We start from the raw sequence: 17,817 nt of genomic DNA on the forward strand, positions 1-17,817 counted from the left end.
ATGACCCACGACCGAACCCTGCGGGTCGCGCTGGCCGGCGGCGGCGCCTTCGGCGCGAAGCACGCGGCCGCACTGCGGCGCATCGACGGCGTCGAGGTCGCCGCCGTCGTGAGCAGCTCCCTCGACCGGGCCCGGAAGTTCGCGGCGGAGCAGGGCGTCGGCCGCGGCGTGGCGTCCCTGGACGAGGTCCTCGCCATGGACGACGTCGACGCCGTCATCCTCGCCACCCCCACCCAGATGCACGCCGAACAGACCCTCGCCTGCCTCGACGCGGGCAAGCACGTCCAGGTCGAGATCCCGCTGGCCGACTCCCTCGCGGACGCCGAGGCCTGCCAGGCCGCCCAGGAGCGCACCGGGCTCGTCGCGATGGTCGGCCACACGCGCCGCTTCAACCCGAGCCACCAGTGGGTGCGGCGCCGGATCCAGGCCGGCGACTACAACATCCAGCAGATGGACGTCCAGACGTACTTCTTCCGCCGCACCAACCTCAACGCGCTGGGCCAGCCACGTTCTTGGACCGACCACCTCCTGTGGCACCACGCCGCGCACACCGTCGACCTGTTCGCGTACCAGACCGGCTCCCCCATCGTGCAGGCCAACGCGATCCAGGGCCCGACCCACCCCGAGCTCGGCATCGCGATGGACATGTCGATCCAGCTGCGCACGGAGAGCGGCGCCCTGTGCACCCTGTCGCTGTCGTTCAACAACGACGGCCCGCTCGGCACCTTCTTCCGGTACATCGGCGACACCGGCACCTACATCGCCCGCTACGACGACCTGTTCACCGGCAAGGACGAGCCGATCGACGTCAGCGGCGTCGACGTCTCGATGGACGGCATCGAGCTCCAGGACCGCGAGTTCGTCGCGGCGATCCGCGAGGGCCGCGAGCCGAACTCCTCGATCGCCCAGGTGCTCCCCTGCTACCGCACCCTGGCGGCCCTCGAAGCCCAGCTGACCGCGGCCCCGCGCCCGTGAGCACGCCCCCGCCGGCCCGACCAGACCGTACGCCGCGCCGGATCGGGCCCTTCGAGGTCCCGGCGATCGGCCTGGGCTGCATGAACCTCAGCCACGCCTACGGCGTCCCCCCGACGCCGGAGGCGGCCGAGCGCCTCCTCCGGACGGCGCTGGAGGAGGGCGTCACCCACTTCGACACGGCCGCGCTGTACGGCTTCGGCGCCAACGAGCAGCTGGTCGGCCGCGTCCTCGCCGCGCACCGCGACCGCGTCGTGCTGGCCAGCAAGTGCGGCATGACCGGCGTCGACGGCCGCCGCGTCATCGACGGCCGGCCCGACACCATCCGCCGCACCGCCGACGAGGCCCTGTCCCGGCTGCGCACCGACGTCATCGACCTCTACTACCTGCACCGCCTCGACCGGGCGGTCCCCGTCGAGGAGAGCGTCGGCGCGATGGCCGAGCTCGTCACGGCCGGCAAGGTGCGCGCCCTCGGCCTGTCCGAGGTGTCCGCCGCCACGCTCCGCCGCGCCCACGCGGTGCACCCGATCGCCGCGCTGCAGAACGAGTACAGCCTCTGGTCGCGCAACCCCGAACAGGGCACCCTCTCCACCGCCCGCGAACTCGGCGTCGCCCTCGTCGCCTTCAGCCCCCTCGCCCGCGGCTTCCTCACCTCCGCCCCTCCCGACCTCGGCGTCCTGCCCGCCCATGACATCCGACGCGGCATGCCCCGCTTCGACGACCACCACTACCCCGCCAACCTCCTCCTCCGACACGCGCTGGAGGAGCTCGCCGAGGGCGCGGGCCTCGCCCTCCCCCAACTGGCCCTCGCCTGGGTCCTCTCCCGGGGCTCCCACGTCGTCGCCATCCCCGGAACCCGATCGGTGTCCCACCTCAGGGATAACCTCGCCGCACTCGACACCACCGTCCCCGAAGACGTCCTCGACGAACTCCTCGACGCGGCGGGCCGTCTCCTCGACTCCTCGACCGTCCACGGCCCCCGCTACAACGAGGCCACCCTCGCCGAGATCGACACCGAACGCTGCGGAAAGGCCGGCTGACTCCCCGGCCCTCGATGCGGGGGCGTGTGCGGGGGCTTGTGCCGGCGCGCGGCGGGGATCGGCGGCGGTGGTTGGCGGCGGTTGGCGTACGTCGCCGACCGCGCGACCGCCGGTGGAGGTCGTACGGCGGCCGTCAGGTGCGGGTCGGGACGGGGCCGCACAGCTGGTTGCCCGGTTCGGCCGGGTCGTCGCTGGTCCAGAACTGGATCCACAGTTCCGTGAACTCGGGGCGGCTGAGGTAGCCGTCCCCGTCCTGGTCGAGGTGGTCGAAGACGTCGGCCACGTCGACGCTCTCGCCGTGCCACGTGTCGACCAGCCGCCGGTGCTCGGCCGGGGAGATGCGGCCGTCGCCGTTCTCGTCGACGGCGTCGAAGACGGTCGTGGCGGTCGCGGCGACGACCTCCCTCATCGTGGGCAGCAGATCCACCATGACGAGGATCTCGTCCAGGTCGACCCTGCCGTCCTTGTTCGCGTCCACGTGGGCCGCGAGGAGGTCCCACCAGCCCAGCATGACCGTGTCCACGCGCGCGGCCAGTTCGGAGTCCGGCCGCACCCGGGGCAGGCCCCTCCAGCGCTCCGCGAGGGCCTGGAAGTCCCGCTGGTCCAGGTACCCGTTGCCGTCGGCGTCGAACGCCCGGAACATGTTCAGCAGCTTGTCGCGCTGGAACTCACTTGCCACGGTCGGCCTTTCCGTCGGTGCCCCCGACGATCCTGCCCACGGCCGGTCCGGCCCCAACGGCGCCCGACAGTACGCGAGGGCGTACCGGGTCCCGGCTCGCGCACCCGACACCTCGCGCGCCCCCGTTTCGACCACCCCGGCTCACCCGCAGGAGTGACCTACGGCCCCCGGTCCTGCCCGGCCGGGTGGGCGCCTCCACGATCCGTTGCCAGGACGCCCAGGGTGCGGCCGGTCCCGCCCGGCCGCACCCTGAACCCATGAGCGACCGCAGCACGCCGACGGGGCCGCCTCCAGGACCCCAGTGGGGACAGTCCGGCCCCGGCCTCGGCCCCACCCGCAACCACCGGCGCCCTGTACTGACCCACTCCCTCGCGGCCCTCGGTGGGCTCCTGGTGGGAGCACTCCTAGGCATCGTGGGAACCGGCAACGGCAAGGACGACAGCGGCTCCCGGCCGCCGGCCTCCGCCACCGTCGCCCCGGACACGGCGGAGACGGGGACGGGGACCACGTCAGAGACGGAGACCGCGACGGAGACGGCACCCCCGGCACGTACGACCCCGCCGCCGGCCGGCAGGACGACCGGCAACACGAAGGCGGCCGCTCAGGAGATCCCCGGCGACGGCACCTTCCTCGTCGGGCAGGAGGTCCGGCCCGGGACCTACCGCAGCGCCGGGCCCGCCGACCCCACCCTGCCGAACTGCTACTGGGCCCGCCTCAAGGGCACCTCGGGCGACATCGAAGAGGTCCTCGCCAACGGGTCCGGCAAGGGCCAGGCCACCGTCACCATCCGCGGCACCGACAAGGCGTTCCAGACGTCCGGCTGCCAGACCTGGAAGCGGATCGGCTGACCTCTCCCGCGGCCGGCCACGCCGTCCCACATACCCGCACGCCGTCCCAGGGACGCACGCCGCCCACGTACCCGCACGCCGCCCACGTACCCACACGCCGTCCACGTACCCACACGCCGTCCGACGTACCCTCACGCCGTCCCGTGGCGCCCACGCAGCCCCGCGTACCCACCCGTCGCCCCGCCCCTCCCCGTCTTCCCGCCTCCCTGCGACCTCACGTCCCCCTGCGCACCGTGATGACCGGGCAGTGCGCGTGCGTCATCACCGCCTGGCTGACCGAGCCCAGGAACAGTCCGGCGAGGGCACTGCGGCCTCGGGCGCCGACGACCAGGAGCTGGGCCGCCTTGCTCGCTTCGAGCAGGACCTCACGCTCGGTGCCACCGACCACGTCGCGCCTGACGGTGACGTCCGGATGGGTGTCGGCGCGGCCGGCGATCGCCTGGGCCAGCAGGCGTTCCGCGGACTCGGGGGTCGCGCCGGCCGGAGCCTTGTCCGACTGCCACGCGTGGACGGCCACGAGTTCGGCCCCGCGCAGCGCGGCTTCGGCGAAGGCGACGCTGACGGCCTCGTCGCCGTCCCGCGAGCCGTCGACCCCGAGGACGACGGGACCGGTGTCGTCGGACTCGCGGTGTGCTTCGCGGACGGTCATCACCGGGCAGTGGCTGCGAGCGGCCAACGACACCGGTGTGGACCCGAGGAGAAGGCCGGCGATGCCCCCCATCCCCCGGGAACCCACGACGATCAGGTCGGCGGCCTGTGACTCGACCTCCAGGACGTGCACCACGTCGCCCGTGACCACGGTCGTGGTCACGGGGACGCCGGGCACCACGGCGAGGGCATGGGCGGCCGCCTCGTGGACGAGGGTCCGGGAAGCCGGGTCCGGCGCCACGTGCCTGGGCTTGATCGGCACCTCGGCGTGCACCACACGCAAGGCGGCGCCGCGCCGTACCGCCGTGGCGGCGGCTGCCTCGACGGCGGCGAGACTCATTTCCGAGCCGTCCACCCCGACCACGACCAGATTGCCCATAGCTGGCTGCTCCCGTTCAAGCGGTGGGTTCTCAGCCTCACCCCATCGGCATGCCGCTGCAATTCTTGCGCGCCCCCGTACCGCACGAAGGCCGCCGCCCGGCCCGCCCGCACCCCGCTCCCAAGGCGATCCGGGGCAAGGCTGGACACGGCCGCCGAGGCCGTCGAGGCGGCGGCGCAGGCCGGCGGCACGGCCGAGGAGAAGGTGCTCGGTGTACTCGCGGTCAAGCTGGAGGTCGCCATCGAGCTCCGGCAGGACAGCCCCCACCACGCTTACGAGCTGCTGTCCGCCGCGTCCACCCGCACCCCGGAGCTGGTCGCCGCGTACGTGGACCGACTCGCACAGCTCCTGACAACCGCCGTCGCGGACGTCGTCCCCGCCGCCGCCGCGCAGGCCGCCACCGTGCTGCTCACGTTCACCCGAGGACTGGAGGACGACCTGCGCGACGTCGAAGCGGCCCTCCGGGTCCTCGACACCGGCGTGCGGATGATCACGCACGGGGCCCTGGACGGCCCCGTCCCCCCACCCGTGCCCGGCCCGCACCCACGCCCCCGCCGCCGCCGCCGCGATGGAAGTCCTCATGAAGGACCGTACGTCGGCGGCCAACCGGGGCAGCGTCCGCTTCCTCGCCAGTTACGCGACGTACGCCCCCGCCGTCGAACCGCAGGACTTCGACGCCTGCCCCGTACTCCTGACCCAGCCCGCCGAGGACCGCTGGACGCCCCGCGACGCCGGCTCGTACGACCGACTCGCCCGTGGTCAGCCGGGAATGAGCGCGTCCCACTGGTCACGCGGCGGGCCGTCGTGCTGCGGCATGAACTCCGGGCGGGCCGCCAACCACGCGGCGAGGTGCCGGTCGATCTCCTCGGTGCCGTAGGCCTCGTCGGAGCATTCCAGCAGGTGGCGCACCCGGGCGCGGGCGCGCATGACGACGGGATCGTCGAAGGCACAGGCGGCCAGCGCGGCGGCCCGTCGATCGGAGGGCGGCGAGCCCTCGGCGAGACGCTGTTCGTCGGCCCGGTCGGCCTTGATCTGCGCGTCGAACCACGGGCGCAGCGTCCGCGTGGTCCACGCGTGGTACGGCGTGGGGTCCGCGGCTATCTCGTCGACATGGCCGGCGAGGTGCTGGGCCGCGAGCAGACCGAGGGCCGCGCCGTGACCGAAGGTGGGGTTGGTGTGGATCAGGCTGTCACCGGCGTTGACCAGGCCGGTGACGACGGGCCCGTCGGCGTCGGCGAGTGCGGTCCAGCGGTTGTCGAGGCCCGCCATCGCCAGGACGGGCGACTGTGGTTCGGGGTCCAGCTCCAGCCACGCGGCCGTCGCCGGGAAGCGGCGGGCCACCGCCTCGAACACGGCCGGGTCGGTGAGGGCGCCGCGGCTGGGGTCCCCCGTCGACAGCACCAGACTCACCGCGAAGGTGTCGTTGTCGGACGGAAACACCCCGGCGAACGCGTACGGCGCGGCCGATCCGGTCCTCACCCGCCCCGGATCACGCGGCCCGTCGGCACGCAGTCGGTACCACCGGCAGAGATACGCGATCCCAGCCCGATGGCTCTCGACCACGGGTGGACGACAACCCGCCGCGACCAGCCACTCCGGCACCGGCGACCGCCGACCGGACGCGTCGACGACCAGATCCACCACGACCTGGTCACCCTCGGCACCCACCCTCACACCGGTCGCCCTCGGAGGAACGCCCTCCCCGAACACCAGCCCCTCCACGCGACACCCGCGCCGCACCTCGACACCCGGCTCCCCGGCCACCGCCGCCGTCAAAGCGGCCTCCAGCACCAGGCGCCGGGTGCGCAACGTCACCAGATCCTCATCGCCGTCCCGACGCTCCGGATGCTCACCGAACCAGTCGAACTCGTGGTACTCCCGAGCCCCACGCGCCAACACGTCCTCGTAGACATCAGGAGCCTCCGCCCGCAACACCGTCCGAACCGGCGCCAGCAGCGAATGAGGTTGCACGGCCTGCGGAACCCGCGGCCTCCGCCAGTGGAAGAAATCCCGCTGCAGGTCCTCCCCCGCCTGCCGCGCATCCTGCTCGAACAACGTGACCCGATGCCCCCGCCGCCCCAGCATCAGTGCCGCCCCCAGCCCGCTGATACCCCCGCCGACCACCGCAACCCGCGCCATCTGGCTCCCCTTCGCGTCGTGTTGCGAAATGAGCCTACCGCCTGAAGATCTTTTGCCTGACACCGTAGTTCACTTCAGAACAGCGACTCAGCAGGGTTTCGACCGATATTTGTACGGTTCCTGGACAAGCCACGTTCGGCGCAAGTGACCTCCCTCAGGGCGTTCCCGTTGGACCGCCCATGAAGAAGATCACCCTCACCTTCGCCCTCGGAGCCGTACTCCTCACGGCCCTCCCGGCCGGCACCGCCTACCCGGCCCCGGCCCCGGCTCCAGCCCCTGCCCCCGGCTCCGGCTCCGGCTCCGGCTCCGGCTCCGGCTCCGGCTCCGGCTCGGGAGCCTGTCCCCGAAGCACACCTCCAACTCACCGCCACCCGCACCGTGCACGGCATCGAGAGCATCCGCTTCGCCTGGCTCGACTGCCCCGCTCCCCACCTCACCCCCAAGCACCCGAGCCACCCGCACCGCACATCCGCCTGCACCGACCTCGCCCTCGCAGACGGCGACCTCTTCGAGGACTGCCCCGACCTGGACGTCGGATACATCCACGAGCCCGGACGGATCGAGATCCGGTACGTCACTCCGGTCACCCCCGCCGAGCGGGAACCCATCGACAATCCCCGGACGAACTCACCGGCAGACCCCGCCGCCGAGAAGATCGCCGAACGCGTCGTCACCGACGCCTGGCGGCGCGTCGTCCGCCGGCTCCAGCGCTGTGCCCCTGACTCGTACGCGGCCCTCCGTACAGGCATGACCTCGGACGCCATCACGGCGCTGGAATCCGATCTCGGCGTCCGGCTGCCCGCCGGTCTGCGTGCGCTGTGGTCGCTGACCGGGGGTGACGACGGGGTCGACGGGGTCGACGGGTCAGGATGCCTTCCCGGTAACCAGGCCCTGATGCCGGGCGACGCAGTGGCCGCCTTCCACCGTCAGCAGATGGACGCCCAAGCCCTCCAGGACACCCTCAACGCGCGGTACCCCGCGCACGACCGCATCACCGTGTGGGAGCCGGGCTGGATTCCGGTCGTCTCCTACGGCGTCTCGGACCGTACGTCGGGGCGGTACCTGGACACCGCGACCGGCTATCTGGGGCGCTGGTCTCGCTACGACGAAGCTCCCGACGACGAGCTCGACACCCTGGCCACTTACCTGGAGGGCGTCGCCGACGCCCTGGAGGCTCCGGCCCTCGCCACCGGGGACACGCCCGGCCTGGTCGGCGGGGCGCTGGTGTGGGGCGGCAGGATCGATCCGGCGCAGGAGGACACGTGGCGGCCTCTGGCCGCCGACTGATGCACGCTCGGGAGCGGGGCTCCATGCGCCGAAGCTCGGGCGCGTGCCTTGCCCCGCCGCGCGTTGTCCCGCCGGGGGCCCCGCCGCACGTTGCCCCGCCGCACGTTGCCCCGCCGCACGTTGCCCCGCCGTCCTCGGCCCTCCGCCCTCGGCCCTCCGCCCTCTCCTCCGCCGTCGACAGTCGGCCCCACCGCTCTGTTCCCCACCATCGCCCACCCTCCCGTCCACCCGCCCTCCCGTTCGCCTATCCCCCGTACTCCCACGCCTCCTCGACGGCGGGGCCCTTGGCCTGGATCTTCAGGAGGCGGGAGGCGACGGCGCCTTCGTTACGACCGAATCGGCGCGCCAGCTCGGTCAGGGAGACGCCTTCGGCACAGTGCTCGGCGAGCCGGTGGTCGTCGTCGGGTTCCCAGGGCTTGTACGCGTTGGGATGCAGGCGGCGTTTCTCGTCCACGGTGTACGCCTTGGCTTCCTCCGGTTCGACCGGGGCACGGGGCGCGGGGACGGCGTCGCCGGGGTAGGGCGCGAGATGGAGGCCGTACAGCTTCCAGCGGATGGATTTCTCGCTGCGTCCGAGCTCCTCGGCCAGTTGGTCAGGGCTCTTGCCGGCTCGGTGCAGCTCTTCGAGGCGCGCGACGGCGTCCGTGGTCCAGGCCTGGCCGTGCCGGGTGGCTTTGGGTTCGGCTTTGGGTTCCGGGTTGGTTTTCACCGAAGGAGCAGCGGCGACAGGGGCCGGAGCCGCGAAGCCCGCGCCGGAAGGGTGGTCAGGAGTGACCGGGGCGGCGGCAAGGAGGCGGCTGATCTCGCCGAGGTCGGATGTGGCCACCTCTCCGGTGAGCTCGCCGAGGATCACTCCGTCGGGTGTGCAGACGACGACGTCGATCGCCGCGCGGCCTTCGGGCAGGAGGTCGACGTGCAGGTTGTAGCGGCGGTGCGAGGTGTCGATCTCGAGCCGCACGGTCGACGTGCTCTGCGTGCCCTGCTCGTCCCGCGCGTTTCCAATCGGCGGAGGGGGCGTGGGTACGGGCCGGCGGTAGGCCGGAGAGAGTAACTCGTGGACCTGCCAGGTCGCCGGAATCGTGCTGCCGTCGTCGAGCCGGTAGCCGGTCTGGCTCGGCTCCGCCTCGCACGGGGCGTAGAGGACCTCGACGCGCTGGCCGTCGAACAGGCCTGGGGAGGTGGAGGGGAGGGTGAGGGTGCCGCGTCGGGGCGGCAGGGCGTGGAGGGTGGTGTCGGGGTCTCCGTACCAAGTGCCGTGGGCATCGCGGAAGGCGTAGATCAGCATGGCGGGCAGCCCCTTCGGCCGGATGAGGTGTCGGTACATGATCGCTTGACCGTGCGGGGTTCGGCCTTGGGTTTCCGCTCATGGCATCGGCGGTCTCCCTGGGGCATGGGCGAGGGCGGACGTTCGTCCCGTACATGACACTGCTCGGAGTGGGTCGGAGTAGCTCGGGTGGCTTGGCGGCGCGTCCCGTCGCAGGGTGGTGTGGAGGACCGCCTACTGCCCTGAGCCCGCGAGGACGACGCCGATGCATCGCTATCCGCCGATCGCCGACCACGGTCTCGTCGGAGACCTGCAGACGTGTGCGCTGGTGTCGGCCGAGGGGGTGGTGGATTGGTTCTGCTCGCCGCGCTTCGACTCGCCGAGCGTGTTCGGGCGGCTGCTGGATCACGAGCGCGGCGGACACTTCTCGATCACGGTGGAGGTTCCGGGGACGACGGTGCGTCAGCTGTATCTGGCGGACAGCGCGGTGCTGCTCACGCGTTTCCTCACGCCGGACGGTGTCGGTGAGGTGGCGGACTTCATGCCGCTCGCGGCAGACCCGGCCGTGCCGACCGATCGGCACACCTTGGTGCGGGTGCTGCGCGTGGTCCGTGGCACGGTTCGGTTCGCGGTGGAGTGCAGGCCGCGTTTCGACTACGGGCGGGAGGCGCACGAGCTGGTGCTCGAAGGGGCCACCGCGCGGTTCACGGGGGCGACGACCGGCGCGCACCTCCAGGTGCTCGGCGCGATCGAGCTGGAGCGGGACGGGGAGGACGTCCGCGCGACGGTGGAGTTGTCCGCCGGGCAGCGTGCCGCAGCGGTCATCACCCTGGACGCGCCCGGCGCGGAGCCGCCCGTACCGGCCGACCCGGTGAGCCTGCAGGCGGCCTTCGACCACGTCCGCTCGTTCTGGCACGAGTGGATCAGCCGCTGCCGGTACCGGGGCCGCTGGCAGCAGCAGGTCAACCGTTCGGCGATCACGCTGAAGCTCCTCACGTACGCCCCGTCCGGCGCTCCGGTGGCCGCCGCGACCATGGGGCTGCCCGAGCAGGTCGGCGGCGAACGCAACTGGGACTACCGCTATACGTGGGTCCGGGACGCCTCCCTGTCGGTGCGCGCCATGGTCGACCTGGGCTTCACCGAGGAGGCGGACGCCTTCCGACTTTGGCTGGGCGCCCGGTTGCAGGCCGGTGGCACGGTCAGCGGCGAGCCGCTGCAGATCATGTACCGGGTGGACGGCGATCCGCACCTGCGCGAGGAGGTGCTCGACCATCTGGAGGGCTGGCGCGGGTCGGCTCCCGTCCGAGCCGGCAACGGCGCCGCCGACCAGCTCCAGCTCGACATCTACGGCGAAGCCGTCTACGCCCTCGCCCAGTCCCGCGACCTCGCCCAGCTGGCCGGCTACGACGGATGGCAGCGTTTCGCCGCCACGGTGGAGTGGTTGTGCGGCCACTGGGACCGTCCGGACGAGGGCATCTGGGAGACCCGCGGCGGCCGCCAGGACTTCACGTACAGCCGCCTGATGTGCTGGGTCGCCTTCGACCGCGCCGTACGCATGGCCCATGAACTCGGCCGCCCCGCCGACCTCCCCCGCTGGACCGCCGCCCGCGACGCCGTGCTCCACCAGGTCATGGAGCACGGCTGGTCCACCGAGCGCCAAGCCTTCGTCCAGCACTACGGCAGCGACGTACTCGACGCCTCCCTCCTCCTCATGCCCATCACCGGCTTCGTCGCCCCACGCGACCCCCGCTGGCTCTCCACCCTCGACGCCATGGACGCCGAACTCGTCTCCGACAGCCTCGTCTACCGCTACGACCCCGCCGCCTCCCCCGACGGCCTACGCGGCTCCGAAGGCACCTTCTCCCTCTGCAGCTTCCTCTACGTCGACGCCCTCGCCCGCGCCGGCCGCACCGAACAAGCCCGCTACGCCTTCGACAAAATGCTCACCTACGCCAACCACGTCGGCCTCTTCTCCGAAGAAATCGGCCCCACCGGCGAACAACTGGGCAACTTCCCCCAGGCCTTCACCCACCTCGCCCTGATCACCGCCGCCCTGTCCCTCGACGCGGCCCTCGACCGGTGAGCCGCCACCTCGCCCTCATACGAACCCACCCAACGGCCGAAGCCCGCCCCGGCCCCCACGTCCCCGCCCCGCCCCCGCCCCCGCCGCCATCGCCCTCCAGGCCCGGACCCACATGGCCGACGTAGTCGAAGCCGCGGCGCATGTCGCTCGTACGCGGTGCCAAGGCGACAACCACACCATGGCGGCGGGTCGTGCTCGGGACGGCAGGATCGTCACCGCTGTGAATGCCTACCACTTCACCGGAGGTCCGTGCGCCGAGCTGGTGCTCATCGGGGCGGCTGCGGCTCAGGGTGCGTACGAGCTCGACACGATCGTCGCCGTGGGTGACAGGGATCGGGGGGTGGTGCCGCCCTGCGGTCGGTGTCGTCAGGTGCTGATCGACTACTTCCCGGCCCTGAAGGTCATCGTCGGTGGAGGCGACCGCATCCGAACCGTGCTCATCGCCGACCTGCTGCCCGAGAGCTACGTCTGGGCTGATCACCAGCTCGACACCGAGTGAGTTCCCGTCGCGCCCGCACGGTGCGGCGCGGCGGACCCGCAGGGGCGATTACCCGAAGGGGCGATTCGGCTTCCAACGTGCCTCTTTCAATGGGGAGATGGGCTGCGGAGCCCCCTGCTACCGTGGGCCGATGGCAGCGATCAAGGAAGTCCAGGTCACCTTCGACTGTGCTGAACCCGACCGCGTCGCACGCTTCTGGGCGGCGGCGTTGGGGTACGTCGCATCGTTGCCGGAGGGGTTTGCGACGTGGGAGGAATTCGATCGCCCGCGCCCGCCTGGCCACCGGGTTTCCTCGTCCGCATGCGCGGATCCCTCGGGCGAGGGCCCACGACTGTACTTCCAGCGGGTTCCCGAGGGGAAGGTCGTCAAGAATCGGGTGCACCTCGACGTACGCGTCGGCACCGGACTCGTGGGCGCGGAACGCCTTGCCGCCCTTGAAGCCGAGTGCACGCGACTGGTCGCCCTCGGTGCGGTGCGCGTACGACTGCTTCCCGCCGATGGCTTCAACGAGTCGTGCATCGTGATGCAGGACGTCGAAGGCAACGAGTTCTGCCTCGACTGAGCGGCCGGCCAGCGGCCTGCAACTGGCAACCGGCAACCGGCAACCGGCAACCGGCGGTCAGCCGATCGCGGACGCTACCGCGGCGCTGGTCATCTGGTCACGGTCATGAATCGATGCGCTGGTCTTCCGTCCCGGACTCGGCGAGCCCGGTGCCCGGCGGCCAGCGGTGGCCGGCGTCGTGCAGATTGGTCAGCGCCAAGTGGTCGATGTGATGCGCGCCTTCACAGTGGCGGGTTGGGCCTTCGCCCGGGGTGCGGAGAAGATCGTTCTTGCCGAGTCGCTGGACGAGGCACTGGCGCTGAAGGCGGGCCACCCGGGGTGGGTGGCGCTCAAGGACGGTCCGCCGGCGCCCGGGTTCGACGCGGTCAACTCGCCGGGGCGGCTGAGGTCCGTCGACCTCGCCGGGCGGACGGTCGTGCAGAAGACCACGGCGGGGACGGTCGGGGCCCTCGCGGTCAAGGAGGCGTCGCTGGTGCTGCGTGCCGGCTTCGTGGTCGCGGAGGCGACGGCGCGGGTCCTGCGGGCGCGTGGGGGTGACAGCGTCACGTTCGTGGTGACCGGCGAGGAGGGGCGCGCGGACGAGGATCTGGCGTGTGCTCAGTACATCGCCGAGAGGGCCGTCGGGGCTGACGTGGATGCGTCCGAGTTCCTCCGCCGTGCCGGCGAGTCGCGGGCCGCGGCCGAGTTGACGGAGCGCGTGCGCAAGGGGTTCACCGTGATGACGTCGAACTCTGCCTGGAACTCGACCGGTTCCCGTTTGCCATGGTGGCAGCGCTGGAGGACTCGCTGATGGCGCTCCGGCCGTACGCGGTTCCCTCGCTGACCGACGGCACTTCAAGCTGACCCGAGTACGTGTGACGTATGACGTGTGACCTGAGTACGTGTGACGTGTGACGTGTGACGACCGAGCCCGTCCGCTCCGAGCTCCCCTCGCCCTGCCGCCCGCGGTGAGGGCGTCGGGTGACACGTCCACCGCGTCACGGGGTGCTCAGGGGACGGACGTCCGCCCGCGTGGGGTGCTCACGAACGGGTGGTGGCGGGCTCCGGGGGGCCGGCGACGCCGATGCAGGCTTCGTTGCCCTCGGGGTCGGCGAGGACCCAGTTCGACGGAGCGTCGGTGTCGTTGACGAGGCGGCCGCCGGCTGCGAGGGCGGCGGCGATGCGGGCTTCGGCCTGGTCGTACGGCACCCAGACGTCCACGTGGACGCGGTTGCGCTGCGGGCGGGGTGCGTCCATCTGCTGGAAGTAGAAGGGGGCGCCGCGGCGGTGCGGGTCGATGAGGTCCTCGGCGCTGTTCGCGCGGTCCTGGTAGCCGAGGAGCGCGCGCCAGAAGGCCACCACGCCGGGGGCGGCGAGGGCGTCGACGGTGACCTGGACGGTCTGGACGGCGGACGGGTCGGCCGTGACGTCCAGGGTGCGGGCAACTGCCGAGATCTGTCGGGCCAGTTCGACGTGCTGCTCGGTCAGGCCGTAGTAGTCGTCCGTGACCCTGATCAGTCGGACGAACACGCCCTCCTGCCTCACGTCGACGTCGGGGTGGTGGTCCGCGACCGCCGGGATCTCACTGATCACCCGTACGAACTCGGCGCCCGCGGCGAACGTTCCGGTGCGGAAGTACGCGCACGCGCCTTCGCCCACCACGCGCCAGTCCTCCAGCCCGGCGGTCCCGTGGAACTGCTGCGGCCTGATGCGCTCGATCGTGGTCTCTTCGTAGGTCATGGGGTCAACGTAGCGCGCCGGTCCGACACTCTCATCAGCCGTTACGCAAAGCGGTCGTTGCGTCGCTGTCGCGGCCGTCGCGGCCGTCGCGGCCGTCGCGGCCGTCGCGGCCGTCGTGGCGGTCGTGGCGGTCGTTGAGCCAGCGGGCGGCGAGGAGGCCGGAGGCGGCGGTGAGGAGGGCGGCTGCGATGACGGTGGCTTCGAGGCCGAGGAGGTCGGCCAGGAGGCCGCCGACGAGGGCTCCGGCCGCGTAGCCGATGTCGCGCCAGAAGCGGTACGTGCCGAAGGCGTTGGCGCGCCAGGCGGGGTGGGCGCGGTCGGAGACGGAGGCGATGAGGGCCGGGTAGACCATGGCGGTGCCCAGGCCGAGGGCGATGGCGGAGAGGAGGCCGGCGAGGAGCGGGCGGTCGAGGAGGGCGAGGGCGAGGAGGAGACCGGCGGACTGGACGAGCATGCCGGTGACGATGAGGGGTTTGCGGCCGATGCGGTCGGCGAGGTGGCCGGTGGGTATCTGACCGAGGCCCCAGAGGATCGGGTAGAGGCCCTTGATGAGGCCCACGGCTGCGATGCCCAGGCCGTGGTCGGTGAAGAGGAGTGGGAAGACGCCCCATGTCAGCCCGTCGTTGAGGTTGTTGACCAGGCCGGCCTGACTGGCGCCGCGCAGTGGGCGGTCGCGCCAGGAGGTGCGGACGAAGGTGGCCCCGAGTCCGGCGTCCTCGCCCGCGGGGAGGGGCGTGGGGTGCTGGGCCAGTTCCAGGGCGACGTGCGCGGCGGTGTCGCGGACGACGAGCGCCAGGGCGAGGCCGGCGGCGACGAAGACGACGCCGACGAGTTCGGGGATCGGGCGCAGGCCGTGGGCGGTGGCGAGGTAGCCGGTGAGCAGGGCCGTGACGCCGACGGCGGTGTAGCCGGCGGCTTCGTTGAGCCCGGTGGCGAAGCCGCGGCGGGTCGGACCGACCAGGTCGATCTTCATGTTGACCGTCATCGACCAGGTCAGCCCCTGATTGAGGCCGAGCAGCACGTTGGCCGCGACGATCCAGCTCCACGAGGGCGCGTACGCGAGTACGAACGGGACGGGGACACCGATCAGCCAGCCCGCCACGAGGAGCTGCTTCCGGCGGAAGCGTGCGGTCAGCGCCCCGGCCGCGAGGTTGGTGAGGGCCTTGGTGAGTCCGAAGGCGATGATGAACGAGAAGACCGCCAGCTCACTGGTCAGACCGAACGTCTCCGAGCCGATCAGCGGCACGGTGGTGCGTTCCAGGCCCACCAGACCACCCACGGCCATGTTGACCACGACCAGTAGGGAGAACTGGAGCCAGTTCTCCCTGAGCCCCAGTCGTACGGGGCGCGCCGAGGTGCTGATGGTGCCGTGGTTCATGGGCGGGTGTCCTTCGGGACGGGAACGGCGTACTGCGGTGCACAGATGCCGCCGTCTGGATGTGGCGGTCCATGCGGCACGGACAGCCCGGGCACGGACAGCCCGGGCACGGGTAGGCGTGGCAGGTCGCGCGGGGCGGCACGTATGGCCGGGCCGCGCGGATCAGCGTGTGTAGCCGCAGGCCAGAATACCCCTACCCGTATTTTTGTCGAGCATCGGGACGCTTCCCACCCCACCTCACTCAATACCCAGGGGGGTATTTGACTTCCCGCACGGGATGCCCTTACGGTCGAGTACATCAATACCCCGGGGGGTACCTGCGAGAATGAGGGATACCTCGATGCGTGAAGTAGATCTGGAGGCCTTCGCGGCCGGCCTGGCCGCCGGCGCGTTCGTCATCGACGTCCGTGAGCCCGACGAGTACGTGGCGGGCCACGTACCGGGGGTCCACAGCGCACCACTGTCCGCGCTCGGGTCGGTCCTCGACGGGCTGCCCGCCGACCGGCCGGTGTACGTGATCTGCGCGAGCGGCAACCGGAGCCTGTGGGCCGCCGAGCAGCTCGCGGCCCACGGGGTGGACGCGACCTCCGTCGCGGGCGGCACCGCGGGCTGGGCCCGCACGGGTCGCCCGCTCGTGAGCGGCTCAGCCGCCTGAACGCCGGGCCGCGCAGGAGCCCGATCACCTGAGGGCCCTGCCCAGCCGTACGTACGTACGCACGCCGGCGCGCGCGACCACCCCTTACTCAGCCTTACGCACCCGCCCCGATCGGATCGATCGGCCCGATCGATCCGGTCCGGGTGCACGTTTCCTCGAAAGGGATCCATCATGTTCTTCAGTCAGTACTACCTCGACTGCCTCTCCCAGGCGTCGTACATGATCGCCGACGAGACGACCGGGCAGGCCGTGGTCGTGGACCCGCGGCGGGACGTCTCGGAGTACCTCGCCGATGCCCGGGCCCGCGGGTTCACGGTCGTCGGGGTGATCAACACGCACTTCCACGCGGACTTCGTCGCGGGCCACCTGGAGATGGCGGACGAGACCGGCGCGTGGATCGGCTACGGGTCGCGGGCCGAGACCGAGTACCCGATCCGCAAGCTCGCCGAAGGTGAGCGGATCGCGCTGGGCGAGGTCGCCCTGGAGGTCATGGAGACGCCTGGGCACACGCCCGAGTCGATCAGCGTGCTGGTGTACGAGCGGGCCGACGACGAGGTTCCGTACGGCGTGCTGACCGGCGACGCACTGTTCATCGGTGACGTCGGTCGGCCCGACCTGCTCGCTTCGGTGGGGGTGACCGCCGAGGCGCTCGGCGCGATGCTCCACGACAGCGTGCAGAACAAGCTGATGGGCCTGCCCGACGCGGTGCGCGTCTTTCCCGCGCACGGCGCGGGATCGGCCTGCGGCAAGAACCTGTCGACGGAGAAGCAGTCGACCATCGGCGAGCAGCGCGCCACCAACTACGCGTGTGCGCCGATGGGTCGCGAGCAGTTCGTCGCACTCGTCACCGCAGGCCAGTCGGCCGCGCCCGGCTACTTTGCGTACGACGCGGAGCTGAACCGCAAGGACCGCGTGCGTTACGACGCGACGGCCTCGGCCCGGCCGCTGACGCTCACCGAGTTCGTGGCGCTGCGCGCCGGCGGGGCGGTCGTCGTCGACGCCCGCGACCCGCAGGAGTTCGCCGCCGGGCACCTGCGCGGCGCGGTCAACGTGCCCGCCGACGGCAGGTTCGCCGAGCAGGCCGGCACCGTCCTCGACCCGGCCGACGAGCTGGTGGTCATGGCGCCGCAGAACCGGGAGGAAGAGGTCGTCACCCGGCTCGCCCGTATCGGCTTCGACCGGGTGGTGGGCTACGTACGCAACCCCGAGGACGCCCTCAGGGTCATGGACGACGAGGTCACCCCCGCCAGCCGTGTCACCGCGGCGCACCTGAAGGCCGCCCTCGCCGGCGACAACCCGCCGCTCGTCGTCGACGTCCGCACCTGCGGCGAGCGCCAGGCCAACGGCTTCATCCCCGAAGCCCTGCACATCCCCCTGAGCGAACTCCCCGCGCGCGCGGACGAACTCCCCGCCGACCGTCCGCTCGTCCTGCACTGCGCCGGCGGCCACCGCTCCTCCATCGCGGCCAGCCTCCTTCGCCACCGCGGCGTCGAGGACGTCTCCGACATCCTCGGGGGTTACGCCGCCTGGGCCCTCGCCGTGGAATCCACCGACGCCTGACGGTTCCCCGGCCCCCCCACACCCTGCCCCCACCCCTCCCCTTGCCCCTACGCCCAGGCCCCCACCTGTCACCCACCACTGGGTCTCGACACCCCCGCATATACC

General features: G+C 71.9%; 15 protein-coding genes and 1 pseudogene. 10 read left to right on the forward strand and 6 right to left on the reverse strand.

Annotation, left to right across the window (positions count from 1 at the left end; translation table 11 throughout):
• Both ACIQFX_RS19670 and ACIQFX_RS19675 read left to right on the forward strand, forming a co-directional pair.
• Entirely contained in the window at positions 1 to 975 is a 975-nt protein-coding gene (locus tag ACIQFX_RS19670) for a Gfo/Idh/MocA family oxidoreductase (RefSeq protein WP_402464739.1), read from the forward strand.
• Positions 972 to 2,012, forward strand: coding sequence for an aldo/keto reductase (locus tag ACIQFX_RS19675; RefSeq protein WP_402464741.1), 1,041 nt, complete (start codon positions 972 to 974; stop codon positions 2,010 to 2,012). The genes ACIQFX_RS19670 and ACIQFX_RS19675 overlap by 4 nt, the downstream gene beginning before the upstream one ends.
• A 133-nt stretch (positions 2,013 to 2,145) precedes the next feature.
• On the opposite strand, the gene ACIQFX_RS19680 is transcribed toward ACIQFX_RS19675, so the two are convergent.
• Positions 2,146 to 2,691 carry an EF-hand domain-containing protein gene (locus ACIQFX_RS19680; protein ID WP_402464743.1) on the reverse strand — a complete coding sequence of 182 codons (546 nt, stop codon included), beginning with the start codon at positions 2,689 to 2,691 and terminating at the stop codon, positions 2,146 to 2,148.
• 257 nt (positions 2,692 to 2,948) lie between these two features.
• Between ACIQFX_RS19680 and ACIQFX_RS19685 the strand changes: the two genes are divergently transcribed.
• Positions 2,949 to 3,539, forward strand: coding sequence for a hypothetical protein (locus ACIQFX_RS19685; protein WP_402464745.1), 591 nt, complete (start codon positions 2,949 to 2,951; stop codon positions 3,537 to 3,539).
• Between the two features lie 214 nt (positions 3,540 to 3,753).
• On the opposite strand, the gene ACIQFX_RS19690 is transcribed toward ACIQFX_RS19685, so the two are convergent.
• Positions 3,754 to 4,566, reverse strand: a complete 813-nt coding sequence (locus ACIQFX_RS19690) for a universal stress protein (RefSeq protein WP_402465604.1) — start codon at positions 4,564 to 4,566, stop codon at positions 3,754 to 3,756.
• A 759-nt stretch (positions 4,567 to 5,325) separates the two neighbouring features.
• Positions 5,326 to 6,705 carry an FAD-dependent oxidoreductase gene (locus ACIQFX_RS19695; RefSeq protein ID WP_402464747.1) on the reverse strand — a complete coding sequence of 460 codons (1,380 nt, stop codon included), beginning with the start codon at positions 6,703 to 6,705 and terminating at the stop codon, positions 5,326 to 5,328.
• Between the two features lie 378 nt (positions 6,706 to 7,083).
• Here ACIQFX_RS19695 and ACIQFX_RS19700 point away from each other — a divergent pair, with 378 nt between their 5' ends.
• Positions 7,084 to 7,992, forward strand: coding sequence for an SMI1/KNR4 family protein (locus tag ACIQFX_RS19700; protein WP_402464749.1), 909 nt, complete (start codon positions 7,084 to 7,086; stop codon positions 7,990 to 7,992).
• Positions 7,993 to 8,236: 244 nt separating this feature from the next.
• Here the strand turns inward: ACIQFX_RS19700 and ACIQFX_RS19705 are convergent, their stop codons facing one another.
• Positions 8,237 to 9,316: a hypothetical protein gene (locus ACIQFX_RS19705; RefSeq protein ID WP_402464751.1), complete on the reverse strand. Its 1,080-nt coding sequence runs from the start codon at positions 9,314 to 9,316 to the stop codon at positions 8,237 to 8,239.
• A gap of 205 nt (positions 9,317 to 9,521) precedes the next feature.
• Between ACIQFX_RS19705 and ACIQFX_RS19710 the strand changes: the two genes are divergently transcribed.
• The 4 genes and pseudogenes from ACIQFX_RS19710 to ACIQFX_RS19725 all read left to right on the forward strand — a co-directional run bounded on the left by ACIQFX_RS19710 (position 9,522) and on the right by ACIQFX_RS19725 (position 13,243).
• Complete coding sequence (locus ACIQFX_RS19710; protein ID WP_402464753.1) at positions 9,522 to 11,339, forward strand: glycoside hydrolase family 15 protein; 1,818 nt, start codon at positions 9,522 to 9,524, stop codon at positions 11,337 to 11,339.
• A 112-nt stretch (positions 11,340 to 11,451) separates the two neighbouring features.
• On the forward strand, positions 11,452 to 11,838 hold the full coding sequence (locus ACIQFX_RS19715; protein WP_402464755.1) for a cytidine deaminase family protein: 387 nt from the start codon (positions 11,452 to 11,454) through the stop codon (positions 11,836 to 11,838).
• A 130-nt stretch (positions 11,839 to 11,968) separates the two neighbouring features.
• Positions 11,969 to 12,400 carry a VOC family protein gene (locus ACIQFX_RS19720; protein WP_402464757.1) on the forward strand — a complete coding sequence of 144 codons (432 nt, stop codon included), beginning with the start codon at positions 11,969 to 11,971 and terminating at the stop codon, positions 12,398 to 12,400.
• A gap of 166 nt (positions 12,401 to 12,566) precedes the next feature.
• Positions 12,567 to 13,243 (forward strand): annotated as a pseudogene (locus tag ACIQFX_RS19725) (2-phosphosulfolactate phosphatase).
• A 177-nt stretch (positions 13,244 to 13,420) separates the two neighbouring features.
• Here ACIQFX_RS19725 and ACIQFX_RS19730 read toward each other — a convergent pair.
• Both ACIQFX_RS19730 and ACIQFX_RS19735 read right to left on the reverse strand, forming a co-directional pair.
• Complete coding sequence (locus ACIQFX_RS19730; RefSeq protein ID WP_402464759.1) at positions 13,421 to 14,119, reverse strand: VOC family protein; 699 nt, start codon at positions 14,117 to 14,119, stop codon at positions 13,421 to 13,423.
• A 34-nt stretch (positions 14,120 to 14,153) separates the two neighbouring features.
• Complete coding sequence (locus tag ACIQFX_RS19735; RefSeq protein WP_402464761.1) at positions 14,154 to 15,497, reverse strand: MFS transporter; 1,344 nt, start codon at positions 15,495 to 15,497, stop codon at positions 14,154 to 14,156.
• A gap of 340 nt (positions 15,498 to 15,837) precedes the next feature.
• Between ACIQFX_RS19735 and ACIQFX_RS19740 the strand changes: the two genes are divergently transcribed.
• Both ACIQFX_RS19740 and ACIQFX_RS19745 read left to right on the forward strand, forming a co-directional pair.
• Entirely contained in the window at positions 15,838 to 16,152 is a 315-nt protein-coding gene (locus tag ACIQFX_RS19740) for a rhodanese-like domain-containing protein (protein ID WP_402464763.1), read from the forward strand.
• Positions 16,153 to 16,323: 171 nt separating this feature from the next.
• Positions 16,324 to 17,712 (forward strand): rhodanese-like domain-containing protein, encoded by a 1,389-nt coding sequence (locus ACIQFX_RS19745; protein ID WP_402464765.1) that lies wholly within the window; start codon positions 16,324 to 16,326, stop codon positions 17,710 to 17,712.
• Positions 17,713 to 17,817: the final 105 nt, after the last annotated feature.

The sequence above is a fragment of the Streptomyces sp. NPDC093089 genome, from assembly GCF_044754405.1.
GTDB lineage: Bacteria > Actinomycetota > Actinomycetes > Streptomycetales > Streptomycetaceae > Streptomyces.

Coding starts and splice junctions, on each gene's coding strand:
- ACIQFX_RS19670 (WP_402464739.1), top strand. CDS start 1: ATGACCCACGACCGAACCCTGCGGGTCGCGCTGGCCGGCGGCGGCGCC.
- ACIQFX_RS19685 (WP_402464745.1), top strand. CDS start 2,949: ATGAGCGACCGCAGCACGCCGACGGGGCCGCCTCCAGGACCCCAGTGG.
- ACIQFX_RS19690 (WP_402465604.1), bottom strand. CDS start 4,566: ATGGGCAATCTGGTCGTGGTCGGGGTGGACGGCTCGGAAATGAGTCTC.
- ACIQFX_RS19695 (WP_402464747.1), bottom strand. CDS start 6,705: ATGGCGCGGGTTGCGGTGGTCGGCGGGGGTATCAGCGGGCTGGGGGCG.
- ACIQFX_RS19705 (WP_402464751.1), bottom strand. CDS start 9,316: ATGTACCGACACCTCATCCGGCCGAAGGGGCTGCCCGCCATGCTGATC.
- ACIQFX_RS19710 (WP_402464753.1), top strand. CDS start 9,522: ATGCATCGCTATCCGCCGATCGCCGACCACGGTCTCGTCGGAGACCTG.
- ACIQFX_RS19715 (WP_402464755.1), top strand. CDS start 11,452: ATGGCCGACGTAGTCGAAGCCGCGGCGCATGTCGCTCGTACGCGGTGC.
- ACIQFX_RS19720 (WP_402464757.1), top strand. CDS start 11,969: ATGGCAGCGATCAAGGAAGTCCAGGTCACCTTCGACTGTGCTGAACCC.
- ACIQFX_RS19730 (WP_402464759.1), bottom strand. CDS start 14,119: ATGACCTACGAAGAGACCACGATCGAGCGCATCAGGCCGCAGCAGTTC.
- ACIQFX_RS19735 (WP_402464761.1), bottom strand. CDS start 15,497: ATGAACCACGGCACCATCAGCACCTCGGCGCGCCCCGTACGACTGGGG.
- ACIQFX_RS19740 (WP_402464763.1), top strand. CDS start 15,838: ATGCGTGAAGTAGATCTGGAGGCCTTCGCGGCCGGCCTGGCCGCCGGC.
- ACIQFX_RS19745 (WP_402464765.1), top strand. CDS start 16,324: ATGTTCTTCAGTCAGTACTACCTCGACTGCCTCTCCCAGGCGTCGTAC.